15 protein-coding genes, 1 other RNA gene and 1 pseudogene are annotated in these 15,769 nt (G+C 62.7%); 10 read left to right on the top strand and 7 right to left on the bottom strand.

Annotation, left to right across the window (positions count from 1 at the left end):
• Genes dapE through ACUCCZ_RS07540 form a run of 3 tightly spaced genes read left to right on the top strand, consistent with a single transcriptional unit; the run spans nucleotide 1 to nucleotide 1,611 of the window.
• On the top strand, nucleotides 1-1,098 hold the full coding sequence (dapE, locus tag ACUCCZ_RS07550; protein WP_435916942.1) for a succinyl-diaminopimelate desuccinylase: 1,098 nt from the start codon (nucleotides 1-3) through the stop codon (nucleotides 1,096-1,098).
• Nucleotides 1,098-1,403 carry a DivIVA domain-containing protein gene (locus tag ACUCCZ_RS07545; protein ID WP_435916941.1) on the top strand — a complete coding sequence of 102 codons (306 nt, stop codon included), beginning with the start codon at nucleotides 1,098-1,100 and terminating at the stop codon, nucleotides 1,401-1,403. The genes dapE and ACUCCZ_RS07545 overlap by 1 nt, the downstream gene beginning before the upstream one ends.
• 40 nt (nucleotides 1,404-1,443) lie before the next feature.
• On the top strand, nucleotides 1,444-1,611 hold the full coding sequence (locus ACUCCZ_RS07540) for a DUF3117 domain-containing protein (RefSeq protein ID WP_435916940.1): 168 nt from the start codon (nucleotides 1,444-1,446) through the stop codon (nucleotides 1,609-1,611).
• A gap of 69 nt (nucleotides 1,612-1,680) precedes the next feature.
• On the opposite strand, the gene glgA is transcribed toward ACUCCZ_RS07540, so the two are convergent.
• Nucleotides 1,681-2,868: a glycogen synthase gene (glgA, locus tag ACUCCZ_RS07535; protein ID WP_435916939.1), complete on the bottom strand. Its 1,188-nt coding sequence runs from the start codon at nucleotides 2,866-2,868 to the stop codon at nucleotides 1,681-1,683.
• Nucleotides 2,869-3,010: 142 nt separating this feature from the next.
• On the opposite strand from glgA, the gene glgC reads away from it, so the two are divergent.
• On the top strand, nucleotides 3,011-4,237 hold the full coding sequence (glgC, locus tag ACUCCZ_RS07530; RefSeq protein ID WP_435916938.1) for a glucose-1-phosphate adenylyltransferase: 1,227 nt from the start codon (nucleotides 3,011-3,013) through the stop codon (nucleotides 4,235-4,237).
• Between the two features lie 78 nt (nucleotides 4,238-4,315).
• Here the strand turns inward: glgC and ACUCCZ_RS07525 are convergent, their stop codons facing one another.
• Nucleotides 4,316-4,969: an O-methyltransferase gene (locus ACUCCZ_RS07525; protein WP_435916937.1), complete on the bottom strand. Its 654-nt coding sequence runs from the start codon at nucleotides 4,967-4,969 to the stop codon at nucleotides 4,316-4,318.
• A gap of 69 nt (nucleotides 4,970-5,038) precedes the next feature.
• Between ACUCCZ_RS07525 and dapA the strand changes: the two genes are divergently transcribed.
• On the top strand, nucleotides 5,039-5,920 hold the full coding sequence (gene dapA / locus ACUCCZ_RS07520) for a 4-hydroxy-tetrahydrodipicolinate synthase (RefSeq protein WP_435916936.1): 882 nt from the start codon (nucleotides 5,039-5,041) through the stop codon (nucleotides 5,918-5,920).
• 50 nt (nucleotides 5,921-5,970) lie between these two features.
• The gene (locus ACUCCZ_RS07515; protein ID WP_435916935.1) at nucleotides 5,971-6,384 is read left to right on the top strand and encodes a sec-independent translocase; all 414 of its coding nucleotides are present in this window, start codon (nucleotides 5,971-5,973) and stop codon (nucleotides 6,382-6,384) included.
• 76 nt (nucleotides 6,385-6,460) lie between these two features.
• Here the strand turns inward: ACUCCZ_RS07515 and ACUCCZ_RS07510 are convergent, their stop codons facing one another.
• From ACUCCZ_RS07510 to ACUCCZ_RS07500, 3 genes are all read right to left on the bottom strand, one after another.
• A complete protein-coding gene (locus tag ACUCCZ_RS07510; protein ID WP_435916934.1) occupies nucleotides 6,461-7,615 on the bottom strand; it encodes an Mrp/NBP35 family ATP-binding protein in 1,155 nt (384 codons plus the stop codon).
• Between the two features lie 62 nt (nucleotides 7,616-7,677).
• Nucleotides 7,678-8,202, bottom strand: a complete 525-nt coding sequence (locus tag ACUCCZ_RS07505; protein ID WP_435916933.1) for a DUF1003 domain-containing protein — start codon at nucleotides 8,200-8,202, stop codon at nucleotides 7,678-7,680.
• On the bottom strand, nucleotides 8,195-9,460 hold the full coding sequence (locus tag ACUCCZ_RS07500) for a magnesium transporter MgtE N-terminal domain-containing protein (protein WP_435916932.1): 1,266 nt from the start codon (nucleotides 9,458-9,460) through the stop codon (nucleotides 8,195-8,197). Before ACUCCZ_RS07500 ends, ACUCCZ_RS07505 begins: the two co-directional genes overlap by 8 nt.
• Nucleotides 9,461-9,567: 107 nt before the next feature.
• On the opposite strand from ACUCCZ_RS07500, the gene ACUCCZ_RS07495 reads away from it, so the two are divergent.
• Nucleotides 9,568-10,074: a YflT domain-containing protein gene (locus ACUCCZ_RS07495; RefSeq protein ID WP_435917063.1), complete on the top strand. Its 507-nt coding sequence runs from the start codon at nucleotides 9,568-9,570 to the stop codon at nucleotides 10,072-10,074.
• A 58-nt stretch (nucleotides 10,075-10,132) separates the two neighbouring features.
• On the opposite strand, the gene ACUCCZ_RS07490 is transcribed toward ACUCCZ_RS07495, so the two are convergent.
• Nucleotides 10,133-11,629 (bottom strand): aminopeptidase P family protein, encoded by a 1,497-nt coding sequence (locus tag ACUCCZ_RS07490; RefSeq protein ID WP_435916931.1) that lies wholly within the window; start codon nucleotides 11,627-11,629, stop codon nucleotides 10,133-10,135.
• Nucleotides 11,630-12,050: 421 nt separating this feature from the next.
• Here ACUCCZ_RS07490 and ACUCCZ_RS07485 point away from each other — a divergent pair, with 421 nt between their 5' ends.
• Together ACUCCZ_RS07485 and rnpB are read left to right on the top strand one after the other, a co-directional pair.
• Complete coding sequence (locus ACUCCZ_RS07485) at nucleotides 12,051-12,788, top strand: zinc ribbon domain-containing protein (RefSeq protein ID WP_435916930.1); 738 nt, start codon at nucleotides 12,051-12,053, stop codon at nucleotides 12,786-12,788.
• Between the two features lie 52 nt (nucleotides 12,789-12,840).
• Nucleotides 12,841-13,222, top strand: an RNA gene (rnpB, locus tag ACUCCZ_RS07480) — RNase P RNA component class A.
• 16 nt (nucleotides 13,223-13,238) lie between these two features.
• On the opposite strand, the pseudogene ACUCCZ_RS07475 reads toward rnpB, so the two are convergent.
• Nucleotides 13,239-14,147: pseudogene (locus ACUCCZ_RS07475) on the bottom strand (N-acetylmuramoyl-L-alanine amidase); the annotation flags it as partial.
• Nucleotides 14,148-14,495: 348 nt separating this feature from the next.
• On the opposite strand from ACUCCZ_RS07475, the gene ACUCCZ_RS07470 reads away from it, so the two are divergent.
• Complete coding sequence (locus ACUCCZ_RS07470; protein WP_435916928.1) at nucleotides 14,496-15,641, top strand: HNH endonuclease; 1,146 nt, start codon at nucleotides 14,496-14,498, stop codon at nucleotides 15,639-15,641.
• The last annotated feature ends 128 nt before the right edge of the window (nucleotides 15,642-15,769 follow it).

Here is a 15,769-nt window from a genome sequence, read left to right as displayed (position 1 = left end):
ATGCAACTCGATCTCGCCGGTGATCTCCGCGACCTGTTTCGCGACATCGTGGACATTCGCTCCGAAAGCCTCCATGAGGATCAGCTCGCCGACGCCGTCGAGGAATCCCTGCGAGGTTTCGACCATCTGACGGTCACCAGGATCGGAAACTCGATCGTGGCGGCCACGAACCTGCACCGGGGCTCCCGCGTCCTCGTCGCTGGTCATTTGGACACCGTTCCGGTGGCCGACAACCTTCCCAGCCGCATCGAAACCCGCGACGACGGTGACTACCTGGTCGGCAGGGGAACCTGCGACATGAAGGGGGGAGTGGCCGTCGCACTGCATCTGGCGGCGACCCTCGCCGCGCCCAGCCACGACGTCTCCTGGGTGTTCTACGAGGCCGAGGAGATCGCCGCCGAACACAACGGGCTGCTCAAGTTGCGGTCCCATGACGAGAGCTTGCTCGACTGCGACCTGGCCATCCTCATGGAGCCCACCGACGCCGTCATCGAGGGAGGCTGCCAGGGAACGATGAGGTTCACCCTGACGACCGAGGGGCAAGCTGCCCACTCCGCCCGATCCTGGGCGGGCCACAATGCCATTCATGACCTGCTGCCGATCCTCCAGATCCTGCAGGACTGGCAGGCCGACGGCGACCACCTCGTGGAGGTCGACGGTTTGACCTACCACGAGGGACTCAACGCGACGATGGTGCAGGGTGGTCTGGCCGGCAACGTCGTCCCCCCGGAGGCCACGGTCCAGATCAACTACCGGTTCGCCCCTGACAAGACCGCCCCGCAGGCCGAACAGATGATGCGCACCATGTTCGCCGGATGGACGATGGAGATCCTCGATCTGTCCTCCCCGGCGCGACCTGGCCTGGACAAGCCTCTGGCCCAGTCCTTCGCCCAATCGGTCGGCACGACCTCGATGCCGAAATACGGCTGGACGGATGTGGCTCGGTTCTTCGAAATGGGGCGGCCAGCCCTCAACTTCGGTCCTGGCGACGCGATGTACGCCCACAAGGCCGATGAGTGTTGCAAGTTGTCCAGCCTCGACGATTGTGCCCGAGCGCTCGAGTCGTGGTTGTGTGAACGTTCGGAAGGAGACCACTGATGGTGTGGGCGTTGTGCGGGCTCGTCATCGTCATCATCGGGCTGGCGGTGCTGGCAGCATCTGGCAAGTTCGGGCAGGTGCCAGCGGTCGTTGATGATCGTCCCGTCCCCGATCTGCCCGAGGGCGATCTGAGCGCCGATGACCTGCGTTCGGCCCGCTTCGCGGTGGTGCCGAGAGGCTATTCCATGTCTCAGGTGGATCAGCTGCTCGACCGTATGGCAGCACAGGTGGAGGCATCCCAGAAGGAGGGTTCTGCGGACTCTGAGGAGCGCACCTTTAACGGAAAGGCCCCGGATACGGAATAATAGGAGTTGCACCACTGCCCAGTGATTGAGGAAGAGTGACATGGCAGCTATGAAGCCCCGTACCGGAGACGGTCCCATGGAGGTCACGAAGGAGGGCCGTGGCATCATCATGCGCGTTCCAGTCGAAGGCGGCGGTCGGCTGGTTGTTGAGCTCACCGGTGACGAAGCCCAGGAACTGCTCAAGTGCCTCCAGGGTGTCGCCAGCTGACGCAGACGGCTGAGAGATGGTCGTGCCCGGCTCGTCGGAGCCGGGCACGACCGTGTTCATACGGGGTACTTACGCGTTGTGACGTGTGATGGCGGCCTTGTAGACCTCAACGGTCTGCTCGGCTATCCGCGCCCAGGAGAACTCGTCGATGCAGCGCTGACGTCCAGCGGTTCCGAACGCCTCGGCGCGTTCGAGATCGCGGGTGAGGTCGTTGATCGCTGCGGCGAAGGCCGACTCGAAGGCGGCGACCTGCTCGGGGGTCGAGGAGTCGGTCGGGGCCCCGTCGACCAGGTGGCCGGTCGTCCCGTTGACGACGACCTCCGGGATGCCACCGACCCGGGAGGCGACCACCGGCGTGGCGCAGGCCATGGCCTCGAGATTGACGATACCCAGCGGTTCGTAGACCGAGGGGCACGCGAAGACCGTGGCAGCCGAGAGAACCTGACGGACTGACGGGCGTGGCAGCATATCCTGAACCCAGATGACCGGGGCCTGACGGGACGCTCTCACCTCGTCGAACGCCTTCTTGAACTCCTCACCGATCTCGGGGGTGTCCGGGGCCCCAGCCAGCAGGACGAGCTGGGTGTCGGGGTCGAGTTCGGCAGCGGCGCGCACCAGATGGATCAGGCCTTTCTGACGGGTGATGCGTCCCACGAAGACTACTGACGGGCGTTCCGGATCCATGCCGATCTCGCGGCAGACGTCGGTCCCGGTGACGGGGTGGAACTCCTCGGTGTCCACGCCGTTGCGTACCACGTGTACCTTGTCCGGGTCGAGCTCCGGGTAGGCCCGCAGGACGTCGTTGCGCATGCCATCGGAGACCGCAATGATGGCGTCGGCGGCGTCGTAGGCCGTCTTCTCGGCCCACGAGGACAGCCGGTATCCGCCACCCAGTTGCTCGGCCTTCCATGGCCTGTCGGGCTCCAGGGAATGGGCGCTGATGACATGCGGGACGTCATGGAAGACGCCGGCCAGCAGACCAGCGAGATTGGCGTACCAGGTGTGGGAATGGACGAGATCGATTTCGTCAGGGATCGCATCGACCATGGACAGGTCAGCTCCGAAGGCCCGCAGCGCGCCGTTGGCGCCCCCCGGGTAGTTCTCGGCATGGGCGGTGGCTCCCTCTCGTGGTTCTCCCATGCACTGCACATCGACGTCGATGAGGTTGCGCAGATGAGGGACGAGTTGCGCGACGTGGACGCCGGCACCTCCGTAGATGGTAGGAGGGTATTCGCGGGTCAGAACGGACACGTACATGACGTGATCGTCCCACAAAGACGGCGTTGATGGGTCAATGGGGTGACCTTGTCGTCAACGAATCAGGAACCCTCCACGACATTGGCCGTTCAAGGCCCGAACCATTGCCTCTCAGAGGCTCGGTGGCGGTAGATTGAGGGCCATGGCAAAGACGCGTCCCAAGGTTCTGTCCGTCGTCCTCGCTGGCGGTGAGGGCAAACGCCTCATGCCCCTCACGATGGACCGTGCCAAACCAGCCGTGCCGTTCGGTGGTACCTACCGGCTCATCGACTTCGTGCTGTCGAACCTGGCGAACTCGGGCCTCACCCAGATCGCGGTGCTGACCCAGTACAAGTCGCACTCCCTCGACCGTCACATCTCCATCACGTGGAGGATGTCAACGATGTTGGGGTCGTACGTTACCCCGGTCCCGGCTCAGCAGCGTCTCGGACCTCGCTGGTACCTCGGCAGCGCCGACGCCATTTACCAGTCCCTCAATCTCATCAACGACCAGGATCCCGATTACGTCGTGGTATTCGGTGCCGACAACATCTACCGGATGGACGTTGACGCCATGCTGCAGTACCACATTGATTCCGGTCTGGGATGCACCGTCGCCGGGATTCGGGTGCCCCGCAAGGAGGCCTCGGCCTTCGGAATCATCGATGCTGACGAGAACCACAGGATCACTGAGTTCCTCGAGAAGCCCGCTGATCCGCCTGGCCTGCCGGGCTCCCCGGACGAGTCCTTCGCCTCCATGGGTAACTACATCTTCAGCCGCGAGGCCCTGGTGCAGGCTCTGCACGACGATTCCCACACCGCCGATTCGCGCCATGACATGGGCGGAGACATCATCCCCAGGTTCGTCAACGCCTCCGATGCTCAGGTCTATGACTTCCGCGACAACGAGGTTCCGGGTCACACCGGCAAGGACGCCGACTACTGGCGCGACGTGGGCACCATCGACGCCTACCACGACGCGCACATGGACCTGGTGTCGGTCGAGCCGGAGTTCAACCTGTACAACCCTGACTGGCCGATCTGGACCATGCAGGAGCAGGCCCCTGGTGCCAAGTTCGTGATGCGTGGTTCCTGCGATGACACCCTGGTCTCGGCTGGATGCATCATCTCCGGAACCGACATCTACCGCACGGTGCTGGGTCCACGCGCCCGCATCGAGAGGTGGGCTCGTGTCGACGAGTCGATCGTCATGAACAACGTGACGATCGGGTCCAACGCCACCATCCATCGCACCATCCTCGACAAGAACGTCATCGTTCCCGACGGGGCTCAGGTGGGTGTGGACCACGACCACGACCGCGCTCGCGGATTCACCGTCTCCCCGGGTGGTGTGACAGTGGTCGGCAAGGGAATCACCGTCCCCTACTGATCGGGACGATTTACAGGACGCACGGAGTGGCTCCCCGGTGATCCGGGGGGCCACTCCACTTCGTCGTGGTTGATGGGATCATCCCTTCATCGCCAGCAGCAGACCTTCGCCCACCGGCAGCAGGACAGGGGTGAACTCCTCGGTCTCCAGCACCGAGTCGAGGGTCTCGCGGATGATGAGGGTGTCGTCGTCCTCGTTGTCAGGGTCAGCGACGTGATTGTTGGCCAGTGCGGCATTGACGATGACGACTCCGCTCTGACGCAGCAGACGTAGCGCCTGGGAGACGTACTCGACGTATTCCAGCCGGTCACCGTTGATGAGGACCATGTCGTAGGCGTCGTCGCGCAGCTTGGGCAGCACGTCCAGTGGGGTGCCGGTGATAAGACGCACCTGGTTGGAGTGGATTCGTGCCAGTGAGAGGATTTTGCGGGCGGCAGCCTGGTGCTCGGCATCGGGGTCGATGCTGGTCAGCACGCCTTTGGCAGTCATGCCCTCCAACAGGGCCAGGGCTGAGACGCCCACGTCGGTACCGACGGTGACGACGTTGCTGGCTTGCATCGTGCGTGCCAGGAAGGTCAGCAGGGCAGTGGTGCCGTTGCCGAGCACCTCCCACTGATCGGCGCGTGCGGCCTCGCGGGCCTCCTGCAAGGCAGGGGAGGGGGCGACGAAGCCGTCGGCGTACTCCCACGACCGGGCGTCTGGGACTTGATGTCTGGGCTGTGCTGGACTCACACGAACAGCCTAGCCCGCCGGGGCCATCTCGTGGCTACCATGGGCACCAAGTACACAAGGAGGTCTCGCATGTCCGCTCCCGTTTTCGGCCGTCTGCTCACGGCCATGGTGACTCCGATGACGTCCGAAGGGGTGGTCGACCTGCGTCGAGTCGGCGAATTGGCGCACAAACTCGTTGACGAGCAGCGCAATGACGGCCTCGTCGTCAATGGCACGACCGGGGAGTCCCCGACGACCACTGATGCCGAGAAGGCTGACGTCATCAGGACCGTCGCCGAGGCCGTCGGGCCGGGGGCCACCATCGTCGCCGGGGTCGGGACCAATGACACCGCCCACACCGTCGAACTGGCCCGCCAGGCTGCCGAGGCTGGCGCGGACGGCCTTCTGGCCATCACCCCGTACTACTCCAAGCCCTCGCAGGCTGGACTGATCGAGCACTTCACCACCGTTGCCGACGCCACCGACCTGCCGATCATGCTCTACGACATTCCCGGTCGCACCGGGACTCCGATCGAGACGGAGACCCTCATCGAGCTGGCCGACCATCCCAACATCGTGGCCGTCAAGGACGCCAAGGGGCAGGTCGTCGAGTCGGCCACGGTGATGGCCAACACCGCCTTGGCCTACTACTCCGGCGATGACGCCATCACCCCTGCCCTGTTGTCGGTCGGTGGAGTCGGAGTCGTCGGGACGTCGACTCATTTCACCGGCAAGCGAATGCACGAGGTCATTGACGCCTATATCGAGGGACGGATTGACGAGGCCCTGGCGATCTACCGCGAAATCCTGCCGGTTCTCATCGGAGTCTTCGCCGCCCAGGGCGTCACCATGGTCAAGGCCGGACTGGCGCACCAGGGATTTGACGTCGGTGGGGTCCGTCTTCCCCAAACCATGCCGACCACTGAGCAGACCGAGACCTTCTTCGATCTGCTGGATCGCACTCGGCTGTGACAGCTCTGTGGCGACATTGGAAGGTCAAGTTCCGGGGTAAGGTATAGGGCATGTCCACAGCAGGTCCAGCGGAAATCGCGGTACTCGTCATCATTGCTGTGCTCATGTTTGGGCCGGACAAGTTGCCCGAGATGGCCCGCAAGGCGGCGCGCGTCTACCACTACCTCAAGAACATCGCGAACAGCACGAGGGATCAGCTCCGTAGTGAGCTGGGGCCGCAGTTTGCTGACCTCGACTACCAAGACCTCAAGCCGCAGAACTTCGTGCGGAAGTACGTCCTGGACGGTCTGCAGGATGACATTGACGAGATCAAGTCTGACCTGTCTGACGTTCGATCCGACCTTGACCTGGGCCTGGCGGACATCCGCAACTCGGAAGGGCTGCCGGAGGCGCCGTCGGGGTCGAGTCCGGAGGCGGTGCATGACTTCAGCCAGCCGGTGCCCTTCGACACCGAGGCGACCTGATTTTGCCTCGCAGATGATCCAGAAAAGAATGGGTCCCCGTCAGTACTGACGGGGACCCATTCTTCGTGATGGTTGATCAGACTGGAGAAACTCCCAGGTTCATCCCGGCCAGTCCACGCGGGCGGGAATCGATGGTGCCCGCCAAGTCGTGGATGGCCTTGGCAGCTGGGGACTCCGGGTGGGCGAGGACGATCGGGTCTCCTCTGTCGCCGCCGCTGCGTAGATCGACGTCCAGCGGAATCTGGCCCAGTAGCGGGACCTCGGTGCCCAGACGCTCCGACAGGGCCTCAGCGGCCTTCTGGCCACCGCCGCTGCCGAAGAGATCGACGCGGAAGGTCTCGCCCGACTTCGGGGCGGTGACCTCCAACCAGGACATGTTCTCGACGACGCCCATGACGTGCTGCTGCATGATTCCGGCCATCGTTCCGGCGCGCTCAGCGACCTCGGAGGCAGCCTGCTGCGGGGTGGTGACGACGAGCACCTCGGCATTGGGCAGTTTCTGGCCCAGGCTCATGGCGACGTCGCCGGTGCCGGGCGGAAGGTCGATGAGGAGGTAATCGAGGTCGCCCCAGTGGACGTCAGCCAGCAGCTGGGTGAGGGCGCGATCGAGGATCGGGCCGCGCCAGGCGATGACGTCGGACTTGTTGGGCTTCATCATGCCGATGCTGATCGACTTGATGCCCAGACCGGGGACCGGCAGCAACATGTCGTCGAGGGGAGTGGGGTGGGCCTCACCCAGGCCAAGCATGTCGGGCACTGAGTGGCCGTAGATGTCAGCGTCCAGCAGACCCACTTCGCGGCCCAGCCGGGCCAAGGCCAGGGCCAGGTTGACGGTCACGGAGGACTTGCCGACGCCACCCTTGCCGGAGGACACCGCAATGACCTTGGTGGTGTTACCGGGCTGGGCGAAGGGGATGACGCGCTCGGGGACGCCGTCGCGCAGCTGCACCTTGAGGGCGTCACGCTGCTCGTCGGTCATGGTGCCGAGTTCCACGGAGACGCTGGTGACCCCGTCGACACCGCGGACGGCTTCGGTCACCTGCTCGCGCAGCTCAGTCTTGAGGGGGCATCCGGACACGGTCAGCAGGACGCGGACGAAGGCACGCCCCTGGTCGTCAACGGTGATCTCATCAACCATGTTGAGATCGGTGATGGGGCGTTTGATCTCGGGGTCATTGACGTGCGTGAGGGCTTCGGCAATGGCCTCGACCAACGGGTTATCGGTGCTCATGCTGACTTGTCTACACACCGTTGGGCCCCTCGGACAACTCGCCGGTCGCGAACCGATTCCGATCAGCGAGATCCGGAGGGCGCCGGAGTGGCCTCAATCTCCTCCAGGAGGGAGCGCAATTCGTCGCGCAGTTCGGAGCGTAGGTAGTCGCGGGTGGCCAGTTCGCCCATCTGCATTCGGATGGAGGCCACCTCCCTGGCCAGGAACTCCATGTCGGCGCGGGACTGGGCAGCCACCCGGCGATCCTCGGCCATCGACACCCGGTCACGGTCCTCCTGACGGTTCTGGGCCAGCAGGATGAGAGGGGCCGAGTAGGACGCCTGGGTGGAGAAGAACAGGTTGAGCAGGATGAACGGGTACGGGTCGAAGCGCAGCTTGTAGATCGCAACGAGGTTCCAGATCACCCAGGTGAGGACGATGACCGTCATGTAGGCGAGGAATTTCGCGGTTCCCATGAACCTGGCGGTGGCCTCGGCGAACTGGCCGAACTTCTCGGAGTCCAGCTGCACCTTGGGGCGTTTGGCCTTGCGCGGTCCCGGAATGTCGAGACGATCGGCATCGTAGGTCCTCTGATCGCCGTCAGCCATGGTTCACCTCCAAGAGTTCACCGTCCATCTGGTCGCCTCGCCAGTCAGCGGGCAGCAGGTGGTCGAGCAGGTCGTCAACGGCCACGGCCCCGACGAGCTGGTTCGTCTCGTTGACGACCGGGACCACGACGAGGTTGTAGGTGGCGAAATATCGGCTCACCGCACCCACCGGGGTGTCGGTGCGCATGGGCTCGAGATCAGTGTCAATGATGGCCGAGACCATCGTCGAGGGTGGTTCGCGCAGCAGGCGTTGGACGTGCACCGCTCCCAGATACCGACCGGTCGGGGTCTCGGTGGGAGGACGACACACGAAGACCATGGAAGCCTCGGCAGGGGTGATGTCCTCGATGCGGACCAGAGCCAGGGCGTCGGCAACGGTGGCATCGGGGGCGACGATGACCGGCTCTGGGGTCATCATGGCGCCGGCGGTGAACTCGTCGTAGGCCATCAGGGAGCGGACGTCCTCGGCGTCGTCAGGCTCCATGCGGGCCAGCAACTGGTGAGCTGTGGTGTCCGGCAATTCCTTGATGAGGTCGGCGGCGTCGTCGGGGTCCATCTCCTCGAGGATGTGAGCGGCGCGGTCACGGTCCAGGATGGTGATGAGGGAGACCTGCTCGTCCTCTGGCAGTTCCTCGATGGCGTTGGCAAGTTGGTCGTCGTCGAGGGCCATGGCCACCTCGGCGCGACGACGAGGATTCATGTCGTGCAACTCGCGGGCCATGTCGGCCGGTTTCATCTCGTGCATCTCGGCGATGGTGCGCTCGGTGGACTGCCGGGAGGCCAGTACCAGGGAGGGCACTTCGCGCCAGTCGACGATGGTCGGGTTGCTGGGGGTCTTGCGGATGAATCGGCCCCGTCCGGACTCGGCGAGAGCCACCTCGTTGATCTCCCACTCGCGACTGCGCACCGGGGCCATCGAGACATCCATCACCCACACCTGTATGCCATTACGGGTGAAGGTGCGGTCGAAGAGGTCCTCGACGACGAGGTTCTCGGAGACGCGGCGGGAGAACACCCGTGTGTTGACGGTTCCCGAGATCATGATCTGCACCGCGTCGATGGCGTGCACTCGGGCCATGGGCACGAATATCCGCCGACGGGCGAAGAGCTCGACGACGAGGCCACGGACGAGTGGGGCGCGGCCAGGGATACGCATCTGGACGACGACGTCCTTGGCCTTGCCGACCTGATCGCCACTGGCATCCATGACGGGAAGGCCACGAATCCGAGAAATGAATACCGACTGGGACCTGTTCACCTCGCACAATCTACCTGGAGGGCCAGCGACGATGCGTGACCTGACGACTGGGGACTGTCGCTGGCTGTCCGTACACTGTGGTCCAGATCAAGGAGGTAGTTGTGACGATGAGTGTGATGCCGGGCAGGGCAAGTGCCATGTTCACTCTTGAATACCCGCAGTCGGTCGTTGTAGTCGACGATTACGAGACGGCCCAGAAGATTGTCGATGAGCTGTCCGACAAGGAGTTCCCGGTCGAGAACTTGTGCATCGTCGGAACCGACCTCAAGACGATGGAGCGAGTCACCGGTCGTCGTACCTGGGGTTCGGTGCTCGGCCAGGGTGCCGTCTCCGGACTTGGCATGGGCCTGCTGGTCGGCCTCATGATGATGTTCTTCACCACCGGAGAGGCCATCTTCGTGGTGCTGCTGACGGGTCTTCTCGTGGGCGTCATCATCGGGATGATCACGGCTGCCATCACGTACGCGATGTCGGGTGGGGAGCGCGATTTCAACTCCGTCCAGCAGGTTCTCGCCACTCATTATGAGGTGCTGGCCGAGCACAAGGTGGCTGCCAAGGCCCGGGAGATGGTTGCCGAGATGCCCTTCATGAGGGCCAAGGCATTCCAGGGCTGATCCCCGTCGGGATCACTGCGCATCGTCAGTGCGTGTGACCAGCGGCGGGTGCTGATGATCAATGGGAGACGCGTCCCCAGATGTCGCCCATCCAGGCCTCGACCTCGTCGATCTGACGGGGGCAGTCCTTGGACAGCCACTCGGGCTCACCCTCGGTGATGCACAGGTCGTCCTCAATGCGAACACCGATGCCTCGGAACTCCTCGGGGACCAGCAGGTCCGTCTCTTTGAAGTAGATGCCCGGTTCGTCAGAGATGCACATGCCCTTCTTCAACGGTCCGGAGTAGTCCTGACGACGTGCCTGGTTGCAGTCGTGGACGTCCATGCCGAGATGGTGAGAGGTGCCGTGAACCATCCAACGACGGTGCTGGCCACCTTCGGGCGAGAGGGATTCCTCGACGCTGACCGGCAGGATTCCCCACTCGTGCAGGTACTCGCAGATGACGCGGATGGCCGCCTGGTGGATCTCTGCGTGGTCGTGTCCGAGCTTGGCGACGGCAGCAGCAGCGTCCTGGGCCTCCAGGACGGCCTGGTAGACCCGACGCTGTGCCGGGGAGAACGTGCCCGAGATCGGCAGGGTACGCGTGATGTCGGCGGTGTAGAGGGAATCGACCTCGACACCGGCATCAATGAGGATGAGCTCACCAGGACGCAAGTCGCCGTCATTACGCACCCAGTGCAGGGTGTTGGCGTGGTCACCGGCAGCACAGATCGAGCCATAGCCGACCTCATTGCCGAGGTGACGGGCGACCCGTCCGAAGGTGCCCTCCATCCAGCGCTCACCGCGTCCCTTGCGAACGGCCTCCGGAATCTCGGCGATCATGGATTCGAAGCCGACCTTGGACTTGCGGCAGGCGTCGCGCAGCTGCTCGACCTCCCAGTCGTCTTTGCAGAAACGAGCCGCTGAGGAGAACTCGTAGAGTTCCTCGTCGGCTTCCTCGCAGCCTTTGGTACGCAGGGAGTCGACGGTCGCGGTGACGTTCTCGTCGGCGTCACGAATGACACGAACCGTCACGTCATCGGTCGACAGGGCGTCGTTGAGCTGGGAGATGTCGCGGCAGGTCAGCCCAGTCATGGCCGCCATCTCCTCCAGCGACTCACGCTTGCCGACCCACATCTCTCCGTAGGTCGAATCGGCATAGAACTCCCGGTCGGTGCGCGGGGCACGGGGCTTGAAGTACAGCACGTCGCGGGTCTCGGCAGTGGTGTCAACGACGAGCACCGCATTGGGCTCCCGGTCGGTACCCAGGCCCGAGTAGTAGGCGAAGGTGGTGTTGGGTCGGAAGGGGTAGTCGCAGTCATTGTTGCGGCGCACGAGATGTCCGGCCGGAATGACGAGTCGGCCCCCGTCGAAGCGGGCGGCCAAGACGTCACGGTGGGCAGCCGCCGAGGGCACGGAGCCGAGGGCCTCAGGGAGTTCGTCGGGGTAAGGGGCCCAGTCCGTGGGGATGAAGTCGACGAAGGCCTTGGAGAACGGGGTCTGACGCTTGGGGACCTTCTGTTCCTCGGCGTGCTCCGTCTGTTCGTTCAGATCTGACGACTTCGTCTCGGTCATGTGTGTCAGGACCTCCGCTGGTTGATGGGTGTGACTTCCAGTGTAGGTGTCGATGACATGGAAGTGCTGGCAGACGACGACCGTCTCGTCCGTGATCTCGATCAGGATCACCGAGATCTTCGATAGTATGTCGGCGAGGTCCAGAACTCCAGGTGAGCTGAATGTCACTCCTGACGGTTGGCGAAGTCCTCTCCCCCGCTACGGGCGTACTCCTCCACAAGACATGAGGTGGCGGTCGTGTCTCCGGCGAAGGATGACTGTCACGAGACAGTAACGCAGCGGACCGGGACACCATATTCGCTGCTGGGCAGGTTGTCGTCCATGCGCATCACCTAACCGACGAGAGGTAGGCTGTGCCTCACATGTCAACAGGGCCTGCTCACGCTCAACGGGTACAGGGCCCGGAACCTAGGAGGTCAGCGTGAAAGCCGCGGCACAGGATCAGTGGAAGCTTCTCGATCTTGCACGGACCGACCGTCTGATCGCCCAGGCCGAGCACCGTCGCCAGACCCTGCCGGAGTTGGCCGAGCTCAAGGACCTCGCTGTCCAGCGCAGGACCCTAGCGGAGGAGGTCGTCGCCAAGTCGACCGCGCTGTCGGACGCCAAGATGGAGCAGGAGCGCATCGAGGGTGACCTCGAGCCGGCCCGTGCCCGCATGGAGCGCAATCAGAAGACCGTTGACTCCGGTTCCATCACCGACCACAAAGCTTTGAAGGGGCTGATGGAGGAGATCGAGCATCTCGGACGACGCATCAGTCTGCTGGAGGACACCGAGCTCGAGGCCATGCAGGCCGTCGAGGACGCAGCAGCCGCCCACGCCGACGCGGATCGTCGTCGTATTGAGCTGGATGGCCACATCCGCACCGTCCTGGCCTCTCGCGATGTCGGCCTCAAGGGGATTGACGACGAGCTCGACGAGTTGCGCCGGTCTCGCGAGACTCAGGCGGGGGGTATCCCGGCCGACCTGCTCAAGGTCTACGAGTCGCTACGAGAGCGCACCGGGATGGGATGTGCCAAGCTCGTCCACGGGGTATGTGAGGCGTGTGGCATCGCTGCGAATGGGACCGATCTGCGCGCCTATGCCGCAGCAGCCGAGGACGACGTGGTGCGGTGCGAGGAATGCGACCGGATCCTGGTGCGTACCGGGGAGTCCCTCTGAGGGGTGCGTCGTTGCCCGGGTGGCGGCGATGACCGTAGAATCAACGGTTGGACGAGCCATCCGGGTGATCGCGGCAACCTTGAGTTGTCGAGGAAAGTCCGGGCTCCGCAGAGCAGGGTGGTGGGTAACGCCCACCCGGGGTGACCCGCGGGAAAGTGCCACAGAAAACAAACTGCCGGCTTGTGGGCCGGTGAGGGTGAAACGGCGGGGTAAGAGCCCACCGCGTCATCGGTGACGGTGACGGCACGGCAAACCCCACTTGGAGCAAGGCCAAGAAGACCGTGAGGTCGCGGACGTGTTCGAGGGCTGCTCGCCCGAGCGTCCGGGTAGGCTGCGCAGCCGAAAGGCTGGAGGACGCCAGTAATGGCGTTCACAGATGGATGATCACCGGCCCTGATGGGCCACAGAACCCGGCTTACAGGATGGCTCGTCCCTCTATTGCCGCTATGACTAGGGGTTTTGTCTGTTTTGAGGCGATCGTGCCGCTGTAAAGGGCCTAGTAGATCCGGGTAGGGCCGAGTGCGGAGCGGCAAGAGAGCGGCACAGTCGGGCTCGCCATCGGCTGGGAACATCATCGGTGATGGGCTCGATCATGCCGGGGTCGTCGTCGGGGATCTTCAGGGCGTCGGTGATTCGCCATTTCTTGCCGGTGACTGGGTTCTTGACCCAGGTGATTTTCTCGATCTGTTCGCGCAGTTTTCCGTTTTGGGTCTGTACTACGCCGATGTCGTGGTGGAGCTGATTATTGGCTGCCTTGATGAGATTGGTGAGGGTGTTGACGTCGGACATGGTGAGGTCTCCTGGTGTGGCGGGTTTTCCTTGGACGAGTGCCATGAATCGGTCCCACGGGAAGTAGGGTCCGGGGTCGTCGTGATCGGATTGGTGGAACGCGTCAGAGACGTTGTCGTGGCCGCAGATGCCGGCCATGCCATCCCTAACCTGGGCGGTGGACAGCTTGCGGGTGGGAATGCGCTGGCGGCGGCAAATCTCTCGAGCCAAAGTGGCGGCGCGCTCCACGGCGGGCCATACCTGTGGTGACAGCCATTGTTCACGGGTGTAGGCGTGAGCAGGGTTCGCAAATGAGGTGCGGGAGCCGCCGCCGGAGCAGATTTCGATGCCGATGGAATGAGCGTTGGGTGGGGCGTGGTAGCCGATGGTCTCCTCGGGCAGGCATTGCACCGTAGTGGAGATGTCGCAGATATGGTGCGCTGATGCCGATCGCGGCGTGGACGCGAAATACTTCGCCGTCGAGACGGCCCTGCCTGCCTTGGAGGCGGACGGGAATCCGACATCTGGGCAGGTGGCGTGGATGACCAGCCGGGTGACCGGCGTGTTGGACTTGCCGCCATGATGAGCAGCAACTTGTCGACGCCGCCAGCCTGCACACATGTCGACGCATCCGATGCGCAACGTGCCGTCACTGCAATCGACAACCGCTCCCTCACTGATGCGAAGATGAGCCTGACTGGGAAAACCGCCACGGTCGGCAATCGCCGAGACCTCGAGCTTGAAACAGCTGATGGTTTCATAAAGGTCAACTGGGAAAGCCTTACCGAATACACGATCGAGGTCATCGAACACATGTCCGATGGTCCAGGCGGTCAGGTCATCACATTCGAAGTCATCCAGATTCACATGTGACTATGATTAACCTGTTCTCGTCCGCCAGAGAGCATCCTCTTCGACATAGCCATCGCTGCCACGGCCATGCTGAACACGACGAGGCGGGCGAAGAAAACCAAGACCCCGGCGGATGGGCCGAGGTGTGAGGAGGTTGCCGTACGGGCACCCTCGAACAGATTGGACAGGGTTATGGAGTGGCTAATTGTAGTCATTGTGATTGTGGTAGTGATCGTACTAATTATTAACTTTTGGTATGTATTCGCCGCTATCGTTGGTGCCTATCTTGTTTATCGAATCATCCGGTACACCATGATGGTCCATTACTTCAAGTCGGACAAGTTTGTCTCCCGCGCCAATCAGGTTGAGGAAATCGTCAATGAGCACAATGACATCGTTCAGTATGCTTCTGAGATCAGCGGAGATGGTTCCCTTGAAATCGGGTACTCGAGGACTGGCGGGAACGCTCATCTTGCCACGACCGAAAACACGAGTCGCCATGCATACCGGCGCGACAGGAACGTCGCTCACCTGACTGAGGTGAACGTTCACAACTGCTCTCTCCAGGTCGTCAGGAAGGCGGCCGAGGACCCCATCAAGTACCTCATCAAGTATTTCGGGATTAGCACTACCGAGGACGAAGTGAAGCGCTTGGAAGGAATAGCAGATCGCATGTCCAGGCTGGAGAACGCTGTCGACAACCTGCACGAACGTGAGCGAGCGATCGAGACTGACCTCACGCCTCCGAAGTTCATCCTCAAGCACTACCATGAAAAGTTCATGGATAAAGTAGGCGTTGATCTATCTTCAATTGACGTCCCCTATCCTAAATACAGGTTTGAGTATGTCAGCGCTGGCGGGAACAGCAGTCAGAAGACTGACATCAAAGTGACCACCGATGTCATGGATGAACTGATATCAACGGTATCGGATAAAGTGAAGTACAGGGCGAGTGCAGCTGGCCAGCGAGCCTTGATGACATCGGCGGTCCGTGAGCGTATTAAGTCTCGTGATAACTACACATGCAGGAGCTGCGGAGTCTCGCTCAGTCAAGAGCCTCACCTGCTCCTTGAAGTTGACCACATTTTTCCTGTGTCCAAGGGCGGTCTGTCGGTTGACGAGAACCTCCAAACGCTGTGCTGGAGATGCAACAGGTCGAAATCGAACAAGCTGCCAGTAATTGAGAGTCGCCAACTGGCTGGTGTCGATGATGGGGAGACATATCCGGCGTGAATCAATGGATTTGCCTGCATTAGCAGCTCAGTGCAGCCAGGCACACTCGAGTAGTCAGGGACCAAGCGGACATGACCACTTGGGCCCTGACTACGTTGTTCGTCTCCATCGGCGGAGATGTGTCCCAC

This window comes from Cutibacterium nasicola, from assembly GCF_052654715.2.
The sequence above is the reverse complement of the archived record's forward strand: the minus strand, read 5'-3'. Positions and strand labels throughout refer to the sequence as shown.